Origin of the sequence: Pacificimonas flava, from assembly GCF_000342165.1 — a bacterium.
GTDB classification, from domain to species: domain Bacteria; phylum Pseudomonadota; class Alphaproteobacteria; order Sphingomonadales; family Sphingomonadaceae; genus Pacificimonas; species Pacificimonas flava.
This window is the reverse complement of the sequence record NZ_AMRV01000002.1, coordinates 214,644-231,352: the sequence shown is the minus strand read 5'-3', so window position 1 is coordinate 231,352 and position 16,709 is coordinate 214,644. Positions and strand designations below refer to the sequence as shown.

Here is a 16,709-nt window from a genome sequence, read left to right as displayed (position 1 = left end):
TGATGGCTGTTCATCCTCACGAGCGTATCGCCAGGGCGGCGGCTCCCCGGGGCCGCCGTCCCGGCATGTTTCGCGTCCGCCGCGATCCTGACGATCATCTGGTCCTGCGGCGGCCCGACCGATTGTCGCCCTGGGGCAATCTGCTGCTGCGAGCGACTCTCGTCCTGGGCCTGATCATGGTGGCCCTGGCCGGTCACTGGTATCATCGGGACGCGCTGGCTGACGGCTTCGACGGGCATGTCAGTTTCGTCGACATCATCTACTTCACCGCCGTCACCATCACGACGGTCGGCTATGGCGACATCACCCCGACCAGCGAGGGCGCGCGCCTGTTCGACGCGCTGGTCGTGACGCCGATCCGCTTGTTCATCTGGATCATATTCATCGGCACGGCGTACAGTTTCGTCGTTCGCCGCAGCTGGGAGCAATGGCGCATGCGAGGCTTGCAGAAGAAGCTGACCGATCATTTCATCGTCGCAGGTTACGGCACGACGGGCAGCGCCGCGGTCTATGAACTGCTTCAGAACGGGGTCGATGCCGAGAAAATCCTGGTGATCGATCCGAATGAGGGGCGGCTGGAGGAGGCGCGGAGCGAAGGGTGCCTGACGCTGCAGGGCGACGCGACGCGAAACGCCACGCTGGAAATGGCCAGCATCGACAAGGCGCGAAGCTTCGTCGCCTGCGGCGGCCGCGACGACACGTCTGCGCTGCTCGTCATGTCTGCTCGTCAGCTGAACGAGGACCTGTCGATCAGTGCCATCATCAAGTCCGAAGAAAACGAGTTCCTGGTCAAGAAAGCCGGCGCCGACACGGTCATAAACCCGGTCGCTCTTGGCGGGCACTTGCTGGCGCGGGCGGCGACCGGCAGCCATGTCGTCGATTATCTGCAGGACCTCGTCGTCGCCTCCGGCCGGGTTCAGCTGAAGGAGCGCGTCGTGGCGATCGAGGAATGCGGCGGTCCCTTGTCGGAATGCCGGGGCGGCCTTGCCGTCCGGATCGTGCGCGACGGCAAATATTACGGCTTTTGGGAGCCGGAGGCGCAGAGCGTCGAGGAAGGCGATATCATCGTCCAGATCGTTCCGGTGAACGGAGGGCGTGACGGCCCCGCCGTCCGGGACGAGGAGGCGGGATGAGCGCTCTCGACCGCGACTATCTGATCGGGCGCTGGCGCTATACGGTGGGGCGCATGGTACGGCGCATCTGGTTCCGCGCGTCCATGTTCAGCCTGGCTGCCGTCATCATCGCGCTGCTCAGCGCCTTTCTGGTCCGCTTCGTGACCTTCCCGTTCGAGCTGACGCTCGCCTCCGAAGCGGTCGACAATATCCTGACCATTCTCGCCTCGTCCATGCTTGCGGTGACGACGTTCAGTCTGTCGATCATGGTGAGCGCCTACGCGGCCGCAGCGAGCACGTCGACGCCGCGGGCGACGGAGCTTCTCATCAGCGATTCGGTCGCGTCGAACACGCTCGCGACCTTCATCGGCAGTTTCCTGTTCGCCGTTGTTGGCATGATCGGCATGTCGATGGGAATCTACGGCAATCAGGGCCGTGTGCTGCTGTTCTTTTCCACGCTCATTGTCCTGTTCCTCGTGACGGCCGCACTCCTTCGCTGGATCGAGCAGCTGACGCATTTCGGGCGGGTCGGCGACACGATCTGGCGGGTGGAACAGGCGAGTGAGGCGGCAGCGCGATCCTGGGCGAAGCTGCCGCGCCTCGGCGCCGCGGCGGAGGAGGATGTCCCGGAGGGAGCCGCCCCCCTCTATCTGGAGGAGATGGGATATATTCAGCACCTCGACATGGAGGAACTCAACAAGCTGGCGCGGCGCAGCGGCGGAACGGTGCATGTGCGAAAATTGCCGGGCGCTTATATCGGCCCGCACATCGCGGTCGCGTTTCTGGAGGCGGAGCCCGACGGTGAGATGCGGGAGGCGATGGCGGAATGCTTCACGATCGACCGGCAGCGGTCCTTTGGCCAGGATCCCAGCTTCGGACTGATCGTCCTCAGCGAGATTGCCAGCCGCGCCCTCTCACCGGCGGTGAATGATCCCGGCACGGCAATTCAGGTCATGACGGCAGGTACGCGCGTCCTTCAGGCCTACTGCGAGAGCCTCAATGAGCGAACGGAGGCGCGGTTCGAGTGCGTCCGGGCACCCGACATCGACCATGGAGAAATGCTGGAAGATTTCTTCAATCCCATCGCCCGCGACGGAGCGAGCCTGCTGGAGGTCCAACACCGGCTGCAACGCTCGCTGCACATGGTCGCGCTTGCGAACCGCGATCTCTTCGCGGAGGCGGCGGGGCGCATTTCTGCCGTCTCGCTGAAACGGGCGCTGAACCATCTCGATGCGAACCTGGAGAAGACCCGTCTGCGCCGTGTGGCGGGTTGGTCGCTGCCCGATGAATACACGGGCGAACTTACCGATGAGGAGGCCCGCCGCGCCGAGGCGTAGCCGCTCGATGTTTCAGACGAAGCTATAAGGGTCGATGTCGACCGTCAGGCGTACGCCGGGGGGAACGTCCGCCCTGCCGAGCCAGTTGCCGAGGACCGAATCCAGGTCGACTCGGCGGGCGGCGTGAGCCAGCAGCCGGTGCCGATAGCGGCCGCGCAGCAGACTAAGCGGTGCGGGCGCCGGGCCGAGCACGCTGAAATGTTCGATGTCGCGCGGCGCGTTCCGTCCCAGGTAGGCCGCCGTTTCCGCCACCTCTCGCTCATCCGGTCCAGAGACGATGATGGCCGCAAGACGGCCGAAGGGCGGCATGGCCGCATCGCGGCGCGCCTCGATCTCGGCGGCGTAGAAGCCCGCCGCGTCCGCGCGCACCAGCGCATCGATCACCGGCGCTTCCGGCTGATGGGTCTGGATCAGCACCTCGCCGGCCTTTGCGCCGCGTCCGGCGCGGCCAGCCACCTGAACGATCTGCTGAAAGCTTCGTTCGCCCGCGCGTAGGTCTCCGCCCTTCAGCGCAAGGTCGGCATCGACGACGCCAACGAGCGTGAGTTCGGGGAAGTGGTAGCCCTTCGTGACGAGCTGCGTGCCGATCAATATGTCGATCTCGTGGTTTTCCACGGCATCGACCAGCGCCCTGGCCTTTGCCGGGCTGCCGATCGTGTCCGACGTCGCCAGCATCAGGCGCGCGCCCGGAAAGCGTTGCTGCGCCTCCTCCGCGATGCGTTCGACACCGGGTCCGCAGGGAACGAGCGTGCCCGTCTCCCCGCATTCCGGGCAGGCGTCCGGCGTCGGTTCGGTCAGGCCGCAATGATGGCACATCAGCCGCCGCGTCAGGCGGTGCTCGACCAGCCAAGCGGAGCAGTTCGGGCACTCGATACGGGTGCCGCAGTGCCGGCAGAGCGTGAGCGGCGCATAACCGCGCCGGTTCAGGAACAGGAGCGATTGTTCGCCACGCTCCAGCCGGTCCTCGATGGCCTCTACCAATGGCTGCGCCAGGAACTGCCCCGATGGCGGTTGATGTTCGCGCAGGTCGATGGTGCGGATGTCCGGCATCGCCGCACCCCCGAACCGGCTGGGCAGCACCAGCTCCTCATAGGTGCCGCGCTCTGCCTGTACCTGCGTTTCCAGCGGCGGCGTGGCGGTGGCGAGGATGATGGGGAATCGCTCCAGCTTCGCACGCATCACGGCGACGTCGCGTGCATGATAAAGGACGCCGTCCTCCTGCTTGAAACTGGATTCGTGCGCCTCGTCGACGACGACGCAGCGAAGATCGGGATAGGGCAGGAACAGGGCGGAGCGGGCGCCGACGGTCAGCTTCGCGTCGCCCCTTGCAATGGCGCGCCAGGCCGCGCGGCGCTGCGACTGGCGGAGATCGCTGTGCCAGGACACCGGGCGCACGCCGAAGCGCGCCTCGATCCGGCGTTCCAGCGGTTCGGTAAGGGCAATCTCCGGCAACAGGATCAGCGCCTGGCCACCTGCCTCGATCGCCTTTGCCACCGCCTCCAAATAGGTTTCGGTCTTGCCCGATCCCGTCACCCCGTGAAGGAGAAACGGCGCGAAGCGCCGCGCCTCCACCGCCGCGATCATCCTCGTGGCTGCGGCGGTCTGTTCGGCGGAGAGCTCGGCCGGGGCAAAAGCGGGGTCGGGGCGGGGCGGCAGGGTGTCCGCCGGGGCGTCCACGGCTTCCATGGCGCCAACCTTGATGAGGCCGCGAATGACGGCATCGGACACGTTCGCCCATTCCGCCATTTCGCGCACCACCCCCTGCCGGTCCGACAGCGCATCGAGGGCGGCGGCCCGCTGCGGTGTCAGGCGCTGCGGCTCGCTGCCGGTCAGCCGGTATTCGGTGATGGTGCGCGCGCCGTCGAGTGCTGAGGGGATGGGCATGGCCATCCGCACCACGCTGGAAAGCGGCGCGTAATAATAGGCGCTGACCCATTCGGCGAGGCGGCGCAGCCGCTCCGGAAGCGGCGGGGCGTCGTAGACGGCGTTGATTCGGCGCAGCTTCGATGCGTCCACCTCCTTTACCGGCAGCCGGTCCGCCTCCCACACGACGCCGTTGATTTCCCGCGGGCCGAGCGGGACGCGCACGATGCTGCCAGGCGGCGCATCGAGACCGGGGCGCGGCGCATAGTCGAGCGGACCGAGCGCGGCGTTCAGGGTTAGAACGCGAAGGCGGGGCTGCGCTGAAGGGGTAGAGGGCAGGGGCATCGGCTGCCTATCTATAGGAAGCGGGCGCCGTTCCCGCCATTGGTGCCGGTCATATACATGAGACTCTGCTGGCGCCGGCAGGGGGCAGGCGCTATCTGGCGCCGCGAACCTCCCCCTCCACACGAAGCAGCGGATACCGTCCCCTCATGAAATTCTTCGTCGATACGGCCGACACGGCCGAAATTTCCGCCATGGCCGATCTGGGTCTGGTCGACGGCGTCACCACGAATCCCAGCCTGATCGCCAAGTCCGGCCGCGACTTCCTGGACGTCATCAAGGACATTGCCGGCATGGTCGAGGGGCCCGTCAGCGCGGAAGTCGTCGCGACGGACCACGCAACGATGATGAAGGAAGCGGAGAAGCTCCTGACGCTCGGCGACAATATCGCCATCAAGGTGCCGCTGACCCCGGACGGGCTGAAGACCTGCCGCGCGCTGTCGAATGACGGCGTGCCCGTGAATGTCACGCTGTGCTTTTCCGCGACGCAGGCTTTGCTGGCCGCGAAGGCCGGCGCCGCATTCATCTCGCCCTTTATCGGTCGTCACGACGATGTCGGTTTCGACGGCATGAGCCTGATCGCCGATATCCGCCTGATCTACGACAATTACGATTTCGGCACGGAGATCCTGGCTGCGAGCATCCGCCATCCGGTGCATGTGCTGGAGGCGGCGAAGATCGGCGCCGACGTCGTCACGCTGCCGCCGAAGGTGATGCTGCAGCTGGCGAACCACCCGCTGACGGACAAGGGCCTCGATGCGTTCATGGCGGACTGGGCGAAGACCGGCCAGTCGATCGTCTGATGGCTTGGCGGCGCCGGCCATGATTACGGCGCCGCTAACCCTTCTGCTGAACGGACCGTAAGCGGGGCGTGGCATAAGCGCCGCCGCATGAACGTCCTAAGTTTCGAGGCTGCCGCCAGGCGGCGGCTGGAACGGCGCCTAGCCGATCTCAGCACGGCCAACGCCGAACTGTCGCATTATGCTGCCGGGTCCGCCGGCATGGCGGAGGCCGCGCATGCGGCATGCGCGGCGTTGCTGACTGCCGAGACCCTGCCGCAGATCGTGCGCACGGTGACGCATGAATGGCCGTCAATTCTGGGCATCGAGATCGCTGCGCTGGCGCTGGCGGCGCAGGAGGAAGCGTTTCGCGCCGGGCCGGCGGGCATCCAGCGCCTCTCGGCCCGCCGCGTGCGCGCATGGTACGGCGCCGCGGGCGCCGCACAGGTGCGCGGCTCCATGGGCGATGTCCCCCTGTTCGGCGAGCAGGGCAGCGCGGTCCGCACCGTGGGGATCGTGCCGCTGCGGCTGGACGCGCCGCTTGGCTGCGGCGTGCTCGCGCTGGGCAGCCGGGCGTCACTTGCGGCGGGGCCGGTGGGCGGTACGGAAACGCTGGACTTTCTCGGGACGGCGCTTTCGCGCATGATCGGGCGGTGTCTTCTCGCGATTCACTGACGGCATCGGCGCTCGCCGCTGATTTTACGGAGCATTTGACGCTCGCGGAGCGCAGGTCGCCGCACACGGTGCGCGCCTATGACGCGACGGTGCGGCGCTTTCTGGATTTTTTGCAGCAGCATCTGGGCGGCGCGGTCGACGGGGAGCGGCTGCAGGCGTTGGCGCTTGCCGACTTCCGCGCCTATCTCGCCTTTCGTCGCGGTTCGGGCCTGTCCAATCGTTCGGCCGCCCGCGAAGTCGCGGTTCTGCGCGCCTTCTTCCGCTGGTGCCGCCGCGCGCGGAACATTCGCTGCGACGCGATCGACGCGCTCGCCTCGCCGCGCATCCAGCGGCGGGTGCCGCGGCCCATCGCGCCGAACGAGGCCGCCGTCCTGGGGCAGGCGGGCACGGATGCCCACTGGACCGAAAAGCGCGACGCCGCCGTCTTGCTGACCCTTTACGGCGCCGGGCTTCGCATCGCCGAGGCGCTTTCGTTGAAGCCCGGCGATCTGGGGCGGGAGACGCTGCGCGTGACAGGCAAGCGCGGCAAGGTGCGAGAGGTGCCGCTGCTCGCTGCGGTTGCGGAGGGAATCGACGCCTATCGGAGCGCTTGTCCGCATGATCTTGCCGCCGAGGAGCCGTTGTTCCGCGGCGCGCGCGGCGGTCCGCTATCCGCCGGCATCGTCCGCACCGCCATGCGGCAGGCGCGCGCGGCCCTCGGCTTGCCGGAAAGCGCGACGCCGCACGCGCTCAGGCACAGCTTCGCCTCGCACCTTCTGGCGCGCGGCGCCGATCTTCGCACGATCCAGGAACTGCTGGGGCATAGCAGCCTGTCCTCCACGCAAATCTATACGGAGGTGGATGCAGCGCATCTTCTCGACGTCTACCGCAACGCACATCCGCGTGCGTAACGGGAGGGGGGCTATTCGATCTCTTCTTCGCGGTAGACCCCCCACATGTCGCTGGTGCGGATATAGCCGGCGCGATTGTCCGCCTGCACCCGGCACCAGCCGGCCGAGCAGACCTGAATATGAACGAGGACGTCCGGCTCCGCTCGCCAGACCGGGGGGGCGTCCACTTCCGGCGCGGCGCGCACGGTGGCGACCTTGTCGATGATCATGCCCCAGCGCGCGCCGGACAGCAGCGCCTTGTCCATCCAGCCCTCGGAGCCGTCGGGTGCGCGGACTTTCCGGTAGATGCCGTATTCGTCGACGACCTCCATCGGCAGATGGCGACGGACGAACAGCCAGTCGACGGGAAAATCGCGGCCCGGTCCGGTGCGCATCCGGGCTTCCCCCGCGCCCAGGGTGACGAAACGCGGCACGGGAAGGCCCGAACGTCCGCGTTCGGCCTCCGCATCCTGTGCATGGGCGGCGAATCCGGGGTGCGCGGCCGGAAGCAGCGTACCGAGTGCGAGGAGGAGCCCGAAGAAGCGCGTCATGCAATCCATTTGAATCCAGTGCGGCCTTTCGCGCAAGGGGGCAGCGGCCGCCTTGACCGCGCCGCCCGCCCCGCATAGCGATTTCGCCATGTCCGAGACCCCAAATCCCAACGCCATTTCCGCCGCTGGGCCCGCTGCGGCAGGACGGCCGGGCCGGCCGCGCCTCTTCGTGACGCGGCGCCTGCCGAAAAAGACCGAGGCGAGGATGACGGACCTGTTCGATGCCCAGCTGCGGGATGCCGACGAGCCGCTGAGCGCGGACGAGATCGCCGCCGGGATGGCGGACGCCGATGTCCTTGTGCCGACGGTCACGGACGAGATCGACGCCGCGCTCATCGCCCGCGCCGGCCCGCGCCTGAAGCTGATCGCCAATTTCGGTGTCGGCGTGAACCATATCGACCTGAAGGCTGCGCACGGGGCGGGGATCATGGTCACGAACACGCCGGGCGTGCTGACGGAGGATACGGCCGACATGACGTTGGCTCTGATCCTGGCGACCATGCGGCGTACGGGTGTGGGGGAACGGCGGCTGCGCGCGGGCGACTGGGCAGGCTGGGCGCCGACATCGCTTCGCGGCACGCGCGTGGGCGGCAAGAAGCTGGGCATTATCGGCATGGGCCGGATCGGCGGGGCGGTCGCCAAGCGCGCCCAGGCCTTCGGCATGGACGTTCTCTACCACAATCGTCACCGCATGCCGGAGGCGGCGGAGCAGGCACTCGGCGCGACATGGTGGGACGATCTCGACGCGATGCTGGCAGAGGTGGATATCCTCTCCATCCATTGTCCGCTAACGGCCGAGACCGAGGGGCTGATGGATGCGCGACGTCTCGCCCTGCTGCCGCCCCATGCCTATCTGATCAACACCGCTCGCGGAGAGATCGTTGAGGAAGGCGCGCTGGCTGCGGCGCTGGCTGGCGGCCGGCTGGCGGGTGCCGGCCTGGATGTCTTCGCGGACGAACCCAATGTGCCGCAGGCGCTTCTCGATCTGGAGAACGTCACGCTGCTGCCGCACATGGGGTCCGCCACGTTCGAGGGTCGCCGCGCCATGGGCGACAAGGTCATCACCAACATTCGTGTCTGGGCCGACGGTCACCGGCCGCCCGATCAGGTGCTGGAGGGCTGGGCCTAGGTCGGCCTGGCTAGAGCGCCCAGGGGACACGGCGGAACGCCTCGACGAGCGCGTCGATCAGTAATCGCACGCGGCGCGGTTGCAGGCGGCTTGGCGGCGTCAGGATGAACGCGCCGACGGGCGCGATATACCAGGGGCGCAGAAGCTCCACGAGGGTGCCGTCGCGCAGGTCGTTCCACAGGAAGAATTCCGGCTGACAGGCTATGCCGATACCGGCGCGCAGCGCGTCCAGTCCGATATCACCATTGTCGACGAGGAGGCGAGGCGAGACGTCGACCGCGCGCTCTCCCTCCAGATCGTGGAGGAACCGCCAGCGCGTCGGCTCCGCCGCCTGCGAATAGGCGATGACGCTGTGCTGCTCCAGATCCTCCGGCCGCGTCGGCGTTCCGTACCGTTCCAGATAGGCTGGAGAGGCGGCGACCGGGATGCGGATGGCGCACAGGCGCCGTGCGCGCAGGCTGCTGTCGTCCAGCTTGCCGATGCGCAGCGTCAGGTCCATCCCCTCCGCGATCATGTCGATGCGGCGGTCGGTGGCATGCAAGTCGATCTCGATCTCCGGCCAGTCAGACAGGAATTTCGTCAGGACACCGGACAGATGCAGGATCGAGAAGCTGAGCGGCGCACTGAGGCGGATCAGGCCGCGCGGCGGGCCATCGGCATCGCGCAGATCCTCCTCCAGCTCCATGAACCCGCCAACGAGAGAGGCTGCGCGCTGACGGGCCGTCTCTCCGGCGCTCGACAGGGACAGGCGGCGAGAGGTGCGGTGGAACAGCGCCATGCCCAGGCGCGCCTCCAGCGCCGCGATCACCTTCGATACGGTCGGGACGGAAACGCCCAGCTTGCGCGCGGCACCCGTAAAGCTGCCGCTTGCGGCGACGGCGTCGAACACGGCCCAGGCGTTGATATCGATGCGGCTATCCATAAATCTATCGAAAAGGTGTTTTTCGATCCTTTCTATTTCTTTCGTTTTGAATGTGTCTCATCTCTTGCGCAACACGAAAGACGGGAGACCGCTCATGATTGAAGTTCGTAAGTTCGCAAGTCTCGGCCATGCCAACCATGGCTGGCTGAATGCCCGCCATCATTTTTCCTTCGCCTCATACCGCGATCCCGCGCGTATGGGCTGGGGCCGCCTGCGCGTCTGGAACGACGACGAGATTGCGGCAAAGTCCGGCTTTCCCCCGCACCCGCACCGCGACATGGAGATCATCACCTATGTCCGCACAGGCGCCATTAGCCACAAGGACAGCTTGGGAAACAGCGGCCGGACCGAAGCGGGCGACGTGCAGGTCATGTCCGCCGGCAGCGGCATCCAGCACGCCGAATATAATCTGGAGGATGAGCAGACGACGCTGTTCCAGATCTGGATCGAGCCGACCCGTCCCGGCGGTGAGCCCAGCTGGGGGGCGCGTCCGTTCCCCCGTGAAACCCGCGCCGGCGGTTTTCAGGTGCTGGCCAGCGGCATGGCGGACGATGACGACGCGCTGCCCATCCGTACCGACGGGCGCGTGGCGGCGACGACGCTGCGGAGCGGCGAGACGGCAACCTACGCGCTTGGCAAGGGGCGGAAGGCCTATCTGGTGCCGGCGACCGGCAGCATCCGCGTCAACGGAGAGCGGGCCGATGCGCGCGATGGTGTCGCCGTCGAGGGCGTAACCGACCTGACCATCACCGCGGACGAGGACAGCGAAATCGTTCTCGTCGACACGATTTGAAAACGAAGAAGGGAGACTGGAAATGACGAAGATTCTGGTGCTTTATTATTCCAGCTACGGCCATGTGGCGAAAATGGCGGACGCGGTTGCCGAGGGCGCGCGCGAAGCCGGGGCGGAGGTGGACGTGAAGCGCGTTCCCGAGACGGTCCCGCCCGAAATCGTGGAGACGGCGGGCTTCCAGTATGACGACAATCACGCCGTCGCCGCCATAAGCGACCTGAAGGATTATGACGGCATCATCGTCGGCGCGCCGACGCGCTTCGGACGCATGCCCAGCCAGATGGCGGCCTTCTGGGATCAGACCGGCGGGCTGTGGCAATCGGGCGCGCTGGTGGGCAAGGTCGGCGCAGCCTTCAGTTCCACCGCCACGCAGCATGGCGGGCAGGAGGTGACGCTGTTTTCGATCATCACCAACCTGCTGCATCATGGCCTGACCATCGTGGGCCTGCCCTACAGCTTTCAGGGGCAGATGCGCATGGACGAGATCGTCGGCGGCTCCCCCTACGGTGCCACCACGCTGGCGAAGAGCGATGGATCGCGCCAGCCGTCGGAGACGGAACTGGACGGCGCCCGGTTTCAGGGCAAGCTCGTCGCCCAGACGGCGGCCAAGCTTAGCGCCTAGATTGGCGGGCGCAGGAAGGGAAAGGGTGCGGGCCGCGCGCCAGCCCGCCCCGGCCCCCGCGTCAGATGCCGGCCCACCATTCATAGCCGGAAACATCCTCCCAATAGCCGCCCTTGCCGCCGGCGATGTCCTTGAAACTGTCGATCACCTCGATCGCCATGACATATTTGGCGTGTTTATAGCCAAGCTGCCGCTCCGTGCGCAGACGCAGCGGGGCGCCGTGGGCCGTGGGCAGCATTTGCCCGTTCATGCCATAGGCCAGGATGGTCTGCGGGTGCAGCGCCTCCACCATGTCGATGCTTTCATAATAAGGCACGCCGCGAATCGCGTCGGCGCAGCGGAACAGGACATAGCGGGCACGGTCCGAGACGCCGGCGCGGTCGAGCACCAATTTCAGCGGTACCCCGTGCCACTTGCCGATGGCGCTCCATCCCTCCACGCAGTCATGTTTCGTGATCTGCACACGGCGCGGCATCGCCATCAGCGTCGGCAGCGACAGGTTGAGCGGCCGCGCGACCAGACCGCGCACGGCGAGGCGCCATGTGCGAAAACCATTCGCGCGGTGTGCCTGCCATTCCGGCGATGCCGGTTCGCGGCTGCCATTGGCGCGGAAGATCGGGCTCATCTCCGCCTCGCTATACTCGGGGGCCAATGCGGCCCTGTCGGTGACGAGACGCTGCGCCGCCAGGGTGAAGCGATCCGTGGAAGACAGAAGCTTCTGCGCCGGCGCCGTCGATCCGATCTTCTCGCAAGCGGACAGGGTCAGTCCGGCGCCGAGACCGGCGAGCATGTTGCGGCGGCGGATCATGGTCGGTCCTCCCGAATGCGAAAGCGCCCGGTGATCATGGAGCGTATCTCGTTCAGCGGCCCTGCGGCGATCACCATGATGATATGGACGAGGATGAAGCCGGCGATCAGGAAAGCGGCGATGAAATGCAACGAGCGCGCCGACTGGCGTCCGCCGAACAGATCAAGGAGCCAGGGCCAGGCGGCATTCATGTTGGGCGACATGGCAAGGCCGGTCAGCACCATCATCGGCAAGAGCACGAACAGCACGAAGAGATAGGAGAACTTCTGAAGGATATTGTAGCGCAGAGCCGCCTCCCCTTTTGGAAGGCGCAGGCGGGCATGCTGTTTGACATCATGCCAGATGTGCCGGGGTGCCATCTCCTTTCGCGCGGGAAGCAGGTCGCGCCGGAAATGGCGCCCGGCGACGCTCCACAGGGCATAGGCGAGACCGGCGATGCCGAAAATCCATGCGGTGAACAGGTGATAGAGCCGGCCCTGCGCCAGGCTGTAGTCGGCCGGGATCGTCAAATAGTGCGGCCACGCCCGGCGGCGCAGGGAGCCGTCCTTCTCGAACACGCCCAATATGCCGGTCGTCTCGACCTCCAGCGGGCCGATCCGCAGAAATCCCTCCTGTCCGCCGTCACGACTGCCGATCTCCAACCACGCAGGGTCGAAATTCGCACCGTATTGTCCCCAGTAAAGCCGCGGATGCGCATTGAAGATGCTGAGGCCACTGCCGAGCAGCACGAAAACGGCGATGACGTTCAGCCAGTGCCATAGTCTGACGGGCAGGGCGTGCCGATGCACCCCTCGTTTGCGTGCGGGCTGTCCGGGACTGCTTGTCAGGTTCTCGGTTCTTCGCATCGTCGCCTCCGCTCCAGATCGCAGCGAACGCTACGGATGGTCGCTGCGCAACACCCCGTTCCGATTCCGCTTCCGTCAACCGGAATAGCGCAGGCCAAGCCAGAGCGTTCGCGGGGTGCCGAGGTCGATGGCTTCGCCAGTATCGCGGGTGATAATCGTCTCATCCAGCAGATTTTCGGCACGGCCGACCAGGCTGACGCCTTGCCCAAGCGGCCAGGCCGCGAAAAGGTCGACGGTCGTGGCGGGCGGTAGACGGTTTTCCTGCCGGTCATCCTCGAACTGCGCGCCAACATGGCGCAGCGTGGCCGATAGCCGCGCGCCTTGGCGGGGTTCTGCGCCGAGCGTGGCGCTGAGGCTGTGTGCCGGGCTCTGCGATGGGCGAAAGCCGTCGAGCGCAGCCGCCGCGCCGGTTCCCCTGACCCGCGCGTCGCTATAGGCGTAGCTGGCCCGCAGGTCGAACACCCCGACTTCAGCGGAGAGGCCGAGTTCCGCGCCCTTTGCCTCGATCGCGTCCACATTGCGGCGCTGACGCAGATTTTCCGCCACCGTCACGTTCGCGATGGCGTCGCGCAGTTCGTTCCAGAACACCGTGGCCGTCAGGCGAACGCCTGGAAGCGGCGCTGCATCGAGACCGACCTCCCCCCCGCGCAGTCTTTCCGTGTCGAGATCGGCATTCGCCTGCGTGACGACGGGGAAGACGACGAAGGGACGGTAGAGTTCGTTCAGCGTCGGCAGGCGGTAACCGGTATAGGCGGCTGCCCTGAGCGCGAGGGCAGGGTTCGGCGCCCAGCGTATGCCGGCACGGGCCGTCAATTCCTCGCCGCTGCGATCCGGATAGCGGGCGTCCTCGACTGTCACGCCCTGCGGGCTGCGCGCAGTGTAGAAGCCGTTCTTGATCCGCCAGAGATCGCCGCGGAGTCCGGCGGTCAGCGTCACGTCGCCCGCGGTCAGGTCGCCTTCCGCGAACAGGCCCCCGCTGAGATTGCGTCCGCCGCCGTTGCGCGCCTCCGTGCGGGCACCGGTCGCTGCGCTGTAGGCGTCCTCGTAAAGCTCGCCGCTTGCGCCCCGGATATCGGCGCCGAGGCGCAGGACCGCCGCCGGACCGACCGGCGGCCGAATCTCGATCTTGCCGCCATAGCCGGTGGACGGCGTGCTGCGCTGATCAAGAACGAGGTTGAAGTTCGAGGAACTGATGACGCGGTTCGAGAAGCCGCGCCGCTGCACATAAGCGAGAGCATCGACTGCCCAAGGAGCCTGCCGGGTTACACGCAGGGAGACGTCCTCCCCCTCCGAACGGCTGTCTGCCCCGCCGAAACGAAGTGTGCGATCATCCCGGAACAGCCGCGCACTGACGGACAAGGCCGAGCTCGCCCCGAGGGGCGCGCCGCCCCGGATACCGGCGGCAACGCTTTCATAGGCGGCGGGAACATCGGCGGGTCCGCGCTGGTCCGCCGGCGCGGTGAAGAAGCCGTCGCCTCCATCATAGCTGGCGAAGGCCGACGCCGCGCCCGATCCCAGCTTGCCGCTCAGGACGGCGGCGGCCTGTCGCGAGTCCCGGCTGCCATAGGCGGCGCGGGCACTCAGCGGCGGCAGAGCGCCGGGCGGAGCGCTTTCGAGCTCGACGGTGCCGGCAAGCGCGCCCGCACCGAACGCCCCGCTGCCGCCGCCGCGCGTCACGCGCACCTCCTGCAGCGTGTCCGGGACGAGCTGACTGAAGGGAACATAGCCGAAGAATGGGTCCGTGATCGGCACGCCGTCCAGCAGCACGAGCGTTCGCGTGGAGGCGTTGCCGCCGAGCGACCGGGCATTCAACCCCTGCGCCGTCGGGTTGGCCGAGCGGCTGTCGCTGCGCCGGAACTGCTGCAGACCGGCGACATCGCCGAGGAGATACTCGAACCGCGTGCCGGGCGTCTGCAGGATCCGCTCTCGTCCGATCGAGACGGCTCCATAGGCTGCGCTTCCGGACGTTTCCGGCAGCCCCTCCGCCGTGATGACGATCGGGTCCGGACCGGACTGCGCCATGGCCGCCGTCGGCGGCGAGAGCGCGAGAAAGGGGAGGAGGAATCGGCGCATGGGCAGCTTAACTTGTCGGTGAGGGCGAGAAAGAGAGGTACGTCCAAAGCAGACCCCGCGCAGCGCGTGCAACCGAATTCGGATGGGATGCACGAAGTGTCGACATACTTTACAACTGGTTAACCCTAAATTGTCGTCCTTGAAATAAGCCTTTGATAGGAAGCGAAAAAATACCCGTGGCATCGGTCGTGCATGGCGGGTTGCACACCTCGTGTGTCAGTATTTGTATGAGTTTTGGAGAGTATTTGATGCAGAATATGAAGACGCTTCTTGCCGCCGCCGTGCTCGCAGGAACCGCCACGAGCGCCGCTGCCGCTCCGATCACCATCGACGATTTCGCTTCTAACCCGTTCAATGCGACACTGGGCGCCGAGGGTGCCAGCGATTCCGATACGTCCACCCTCGCCAACGGGATCGTCCGCAGCATCCTGTTCGAGCGGCTCGCCAATGGCGGCACCGTCGCTTCGGGTGCCAATTCGGAGCTGTCGGTTTCCGAGGGTCTCCTCGAGCTTGCCAACGACTCCAACGTCGATTCCCAGCTGACGCTGAGCTACGATATCGATTCGCTGTTCGACACGAACGGCATCACCGGGTTCGACCTGCTCGTGAACAATGTCGGGACATCGGGTGATTCGACGGTTGAGGCGCTGCTGAACGGCACCTCCCTGGGTATCGTGACGCTGGGGAACGGCGCGAATGGCGAGATCTCCTTCAGCTTCTCCGACGCCGTCGCGGCAGGCAATCCGGACACGCTTGAGTTCGTGTTCAACGGATCGCCGTCCTACGATCTGCTGATCGGTCCGATCACGGCGGATGTGCCGGAGCCGGGCGCGCTTGGACTGATGGGCCTCGGACTTCTGGGTGTTGCGGCGGCCAGCCGCCGGGGCCGCGCGGCCTGAGCCGAATAAAAACGGGCAGAAAGGCGGTCTTTCCACGGAAAGGCCGCCTTTTTCATGTCCGAAACCAGGCAGCGTGCCTTGATCGCGCCCGCTGCCTACCTCCGGGCGTCAGCGGAACAGCCGCTTATCTTGGCTGGACGGGCGACAGGTCATCGATCGCGGCGTTTGCGGCGCGATACCGAATGGCATTCCGGCCGGACGCCTTTACCTCGTAAAGGGCCTTGTCCGCCGCGCGCCGGGTGCGTTCCCCCGGGTGCGCGGCCTGATGCCGACTGAAACCGACGGAAATCGTCAGGGACAGGAAGCGCCCCCCGGGGACCGGGAAGGGCTGCTGCGCCACCACCGCGCGCGCGCGGTCGAGCAGGAAGCTGGCATCCTCTTCATGCGTATTGGGGAGTAGCAGCAGAATCTCGTCGCCGCCGATGCGGAAGAGGTGATCATGGGCGCGAACGCTACGCATCAGGCGATCCGCAACCTCGGTAAGAATATGATCGCCGGCGTCATGGCCGTGCCGGTCGTTGATCTGCTTGAAATTGTCGATGTCGATGATGGCGAGGCACAGGGGCTGCGCCAGGCGTTCCGCCCGCGAAAGCTCCGCCGGCAGCAGGTATTCCAGTGCATTGCGGTCGAGCAGACCCGTCAGCTGGTCCGTATGGGCATAGCGTTCCCACAGGCTGTCCTTCATCAGTTCGATGACGCGCATCAGGCTGAGGACGTTCTGCGAGAGGCGGCGGACCAGTTCGCGAGGGACGGCGTTTCCATCGCTCAGCGCCTCCGCCGCGGACATGCAGGAGGCCCGGAACTCTTGGTAACATTCCAGCAGCTTGCCGACCCGCGTTGCCTGGGCGGACGGTAGCGCCTGCCGCATGACGTCGACGTCCAGTTCGATCGGCGGCAGCAGCTCGTGATCTGCGATGGATTGCAACAGTTCGGCCGGACGCGTGCCGACATCCAGCATCGCGGTCGTCAGCAGGACATAGGTCTCGACGATCTCGCCGTCCTTCGACCGAAGGGCTGCGATCGCGGCGGAGATGTCCGCCTTCGAGGCGTCGCCGGCGGTCGTGCTTACGCTGCGTGAACTCATGACAGG

16 protein-coding genes are annotated in these 16,709 nt (G+C 66.5%); 9 read left to right on the top strand and 7 right to left on the bottom strand.

What is annotated here, in order from left to right:
* The first annotated feature begins 2 nt into the window (after positions 1-2).
* A complete protein-coding gene (locus tag C725_RS03850) occupies positions 3-1,133 on the top strand; it encodes a potassium channel family protein (protein ID WP_243442690.1) in 1,131 nt (376 codons plus the stop codon).
* On the top strand, positions 1,130-2,449 hold the full coding sequence (locus tag C725_RS03845) for a DUF2254 domain-containing protein (protein ID WP_008600268.1): 1,320 nt from the start codon (positions 1,130-1,132) through the stop codon (positions 2,447-2,449). The genes C725_RS03850 and C725_RS03845 overlap by 4 nt, the downstream gene beginning before the upstream one ends.
* A 12-nt stretch (positions 2,450-2,461) precedes the next feature.
* Here C725_RS03845 and C725_RS03840 read toward each other — a convergent pair whose 3' ends face one another.
* Positions 2,462-4,657 (bottom strand): primosomal protein N', encoded by a 2,196-nt coding sequence (locus C725_RS03840; RefSeq protein ID WP_008600267.1) that lies wholly within the window; start codon positions 4,655-4,657, stop codon positions 2,462-2,464.
* A 146-nt stretch (positions 4,658-4,803) separates the two neighbouring features.
* Between C725_RS03840 and fsa the strand changes: the two genes are divergently transcribed.
* From fsa to C725_RS03825, 3 genes are all read left to right on the top strand, one after another.
* Complete coding sequence (gene fsa, locus C725_RS03835) at positions 4,804-5,457, top strand: fructose-6-phosphate aldolase (protein WP_008600266.1); 654 nt, start codon at positions 4,804-4,806, stop codon at positions 5,455-5,457.
* Between the two features lie 87 nt (positions 5,458-5,544).
* Positions 5,545-6,108: a DUF484 family protein gene (locus C725_RS16115; RefSeq protein ID WP_008600265.1), complete on the top strand. Its 564-nt coding sequence runs from the start codon at positions 5,545-5,547 to the stop codon at positions 6,106-6,108.
* Positions 6,087-6,998, top strand: coding sequence for a tyrosine recombinase XerC (locus C725_RS03825; protein ID WP_008600264.1), 912 nt, complete (start codon positions 6,087-6,089; stop codon positions 6,996-6,998). The genes C725_RS16115 and C725_RS03825 overlap by 22 nt, the downstream gene beginning before the upstream one ends.
* 11 nt (positions 6,999-7,009) lie before the next feature.
* Here the strand turns inward: C725_RS03825 and C725_RS03820 are convergent, their stop codons facing one another.
* Positions 7,010-7,528, bottom strand: a complete 519-nt coding sequence (locus C725_RS03820; RefSeq protein ID WP_008600263.1) for an SH3 domain-containing protein — start codon at positions 7,526-7,528, stop codon at positions 7,010-7,012.
* A gap of 88 nt (positions 7,529-7,616) precedes the next feature.
* Here C725_RS03820 and C725_RS03815 point away from each other — a divergent pair, with 88 nt between their 5' ends.
* Complete coding sequence (locus C725_RS03815) at positions 7,617-8,657, top strand: 2-hydroxyacid dehydrogenase (RefSeq protein WP_038281648.1); 1,041 nt, start codon at positions 7,617-7,619, stop codon at positions 8,655-8,657.
* Between the two features lie 10 nt (positions 8,658-8,667).
* Here C725_RS03815 and C725_RS03810 read toward each other — a convergent pair whose 3' ends face one another.
* Positions 8,668-9,579 carry a LysR family transcriptional regulator gene (locus C725_RS03810; RefSeq protein ID WP_008600261.1) on the bottom strand — a complete coding sequence of 304 codons (912 nt, stop codon included), beginning with the start codon at positions 9,577-9,579 and terminating at the stop codon, positions 8,668-8,670.
* Positions 9,580-9,673: 94 nt separating this feature from the next.
* Here C725_RS03810 and C725_RS03805 point away from each other — a divergent pair, with 94 nt between their 5' ends.
* Both C725_RS03805 and wrbA read left to right on the top strand, forming a co-directional pair.
* Positions 9,674-10,372, top strand: a complete 699-nt coding sequence (locus C725_RS03805; RefSeq protein WP_008600260.1) for a pirin family protein — start codon at positions 9,674-9,676, stop codon at positions 10,370-10,372.
* 22 nt (positions 10,373-10,394) lie between these two features.
* Positions 10,395-10,994, top strand: a complete 600-nt coding sequence (gene wrbA, locus C725_RS03800; protein WP_008600259.1) for an NAD(P)H:quinone oxidoreductase — start codon at positions 10,395-10,397, stop codon at positions 10,992-10,994.
* 61 nt (positions 10,995-11,055) lie between these two features.
* Here wrbA and C725_RS03795 read toward each other — a convergent pair whose 3' ends face one another.
* The 3 genes from C725_RS03795 to C725_RS03785 form a co-directional block, all read right to left on the bottom strand.
* Positions 11,056-11,802 carry a molybdopterin-dependent oxidoreductase gene (locus tag C725_RS03795; protein ID WP_008600258.1) on the bottom strand — a complete coding sequence of 249 codons (747 nt, stop codon included), beginning with the start codon at positions 11,800-11,802 and terminating at the stop codon, positions 11,056-11,058.
* Positions 11,799-12,647: a cytochrome b/b6 domain-containing protein gene (locus C725_RS03790; protein ID WP_051051210.1), complete on the bottom strand. Its 849-nt coding sequence runs from the start codon at positions 12,645-12,647 to the stop codon at positions 11,799-11,801. Before C725_RS03790 ends, C725_RS03795 begins: the two co-directional genes overlap by 4 nt.
* Positions 12,648-12,722: 75 nt before the next feature.
* Entirely contained in the window at positions 12,723-14,720 is a 1,998-nt protein-coding gene (locus tag C725_RS03785) for a TonB-dependent receptor (RefSeq protein WP_038281435.1), read from the bottom strand.
* A 248-nt stretch (positions 14,721-14,968) separates the two neighbouring features.
* On the opposite strand from C725_RS03785, the gene C725_RS03780 reads away from it, so the two are divergent.
* Positions 14,969-15,619, top strand: a complete 651-nt coding sequence (locus tag C725_RS03780; RefSeq protein ID WP_008600255.1) for a PEP-CTERM sorting domain-containing protein — start codon at positions 14,969-14,971, stop codon at positions 15,617-15,619.
* A gap of 124 nt (positions 15,620-15,743) precedes the next feature.
* Here C725_RS03780 and C725_RS15200 read toward each other — a convergent pair whose 3' ends face one another.
* A complete protein-coding gene (locus C725_RS15200; RefSeq protein WP_051051209.1) occupies positions 15,744-16,703 on the bottom strand; it encodes a GGDEF domain-containing protein in 960 nt (319 codons plus the stop codon).
* Between the last annotated feature and the right edge of the window lie 6 nt (positions 16,704-16,709).

Bases quoted from the DNA above. Each gene is read 5' to 3' on its own strand.
- C725_RS03795 (WP_008600258.1), bottom strand. From the start codon at position 11,802: ATGATCCGCCGCCGCAACATGCTCGCCGGTCTCGGCGCCGGACTGACC.
- C725_RS03845 (WP_008600268.1), top strand. From the start codon at position 1,130: ATGAGCGCTCTCGACCGCGACTATCTGATCGGGCGCTGGCGCTATACG.
- C725_RS03785 (WP_038281435.1), bottom strand. From the start codon at position 14,720: ATGCGCCGATTCCTCCTCCCCTTTCTCGCGCTCTCGCCGCCGACGGCG.
- C725_RS03850 (WP_243442690.1), top strand. From the start codon at position 3: ATGGCTGTTCATCCTCACGAGCGTATCGCCAGGGCGGCGGCTCCCCGG.
- C725_RS16115 (WP_008600265.1), top strand. From the start codon at position 5,545: ATGAACGTCCTAAGTTTCGAGGCTGCCGCCAGGCGGCGGCTGGAACGG.
- wrbA (WP_008600259.1), top strand. From the start codon at position 10,395: ATGACGAAGATTCTGGTGCTTTATTATTCCAGCTACGGCCATGTGGCG.
- C725_RS03820 (WP_008600263.1), bottom strand. From the start codon at position 7,528: ATGACGCGCTTCTTCGGGCTCCTCCTCGCACTCGGTACGCTGCTTCCG.
- C725_RS03780 (WP_008600255.1), top strand. From the start codon at position 14,969: ATGCAGAATATGAAGACGCTTCTTGCCGCCGCCGTGCTCGCAGGAACC.
- fsa (WP_008600266.1), top strand. From the start codon at position 4,804: ATGAAATTCTTCGTCGATACGGCCGACACGGCCGAAATTTCCGCCATG.
- C725_RS03805 (WP_008600260.1), top strand. From the start codon at position 9,674: ATGATTGAAGTTCGTAAGTTCGCAAGTCTCGGCCATGCCAACCATGGC.
- C725_RS15200 (WP_051051209.1), bottom strand. From the start codon at position 16,703: ATGAGTTCACGCAGCGTAAGCACGACCGCCGGCGACGCCTCGAAGGCG.
- C725_RS03815 (WP_038281648.1), top strand. From the start codon at position 7,617: ATGTCCGAGACCCCAAATCCCAACGCCATTTCCGCCGCTGGGCCCGCT.
- C725_RS03840 (WP_008600267.1), bottom strand. From the start codon at position 4,657: ATGCCCCTGCCCTCTACCCCTTCAGCGCAGCCCCGCCTTCGCGTTCTA.
- C725_RS03790 (WP_051051210.1), bottom strand. From the start codon at position 12,647: ATGCGAAGAACCGAGAACCTGACAAGCAGTCCCGGACAGCCCGCACGC.
- C725_RS03810 (WP_008600261.1), bottom strand. From the start codon at position 9,579: ATGGATAGCCGCATCGATATCAACGCCTGGGCCGTGTTCGACGCCGTC.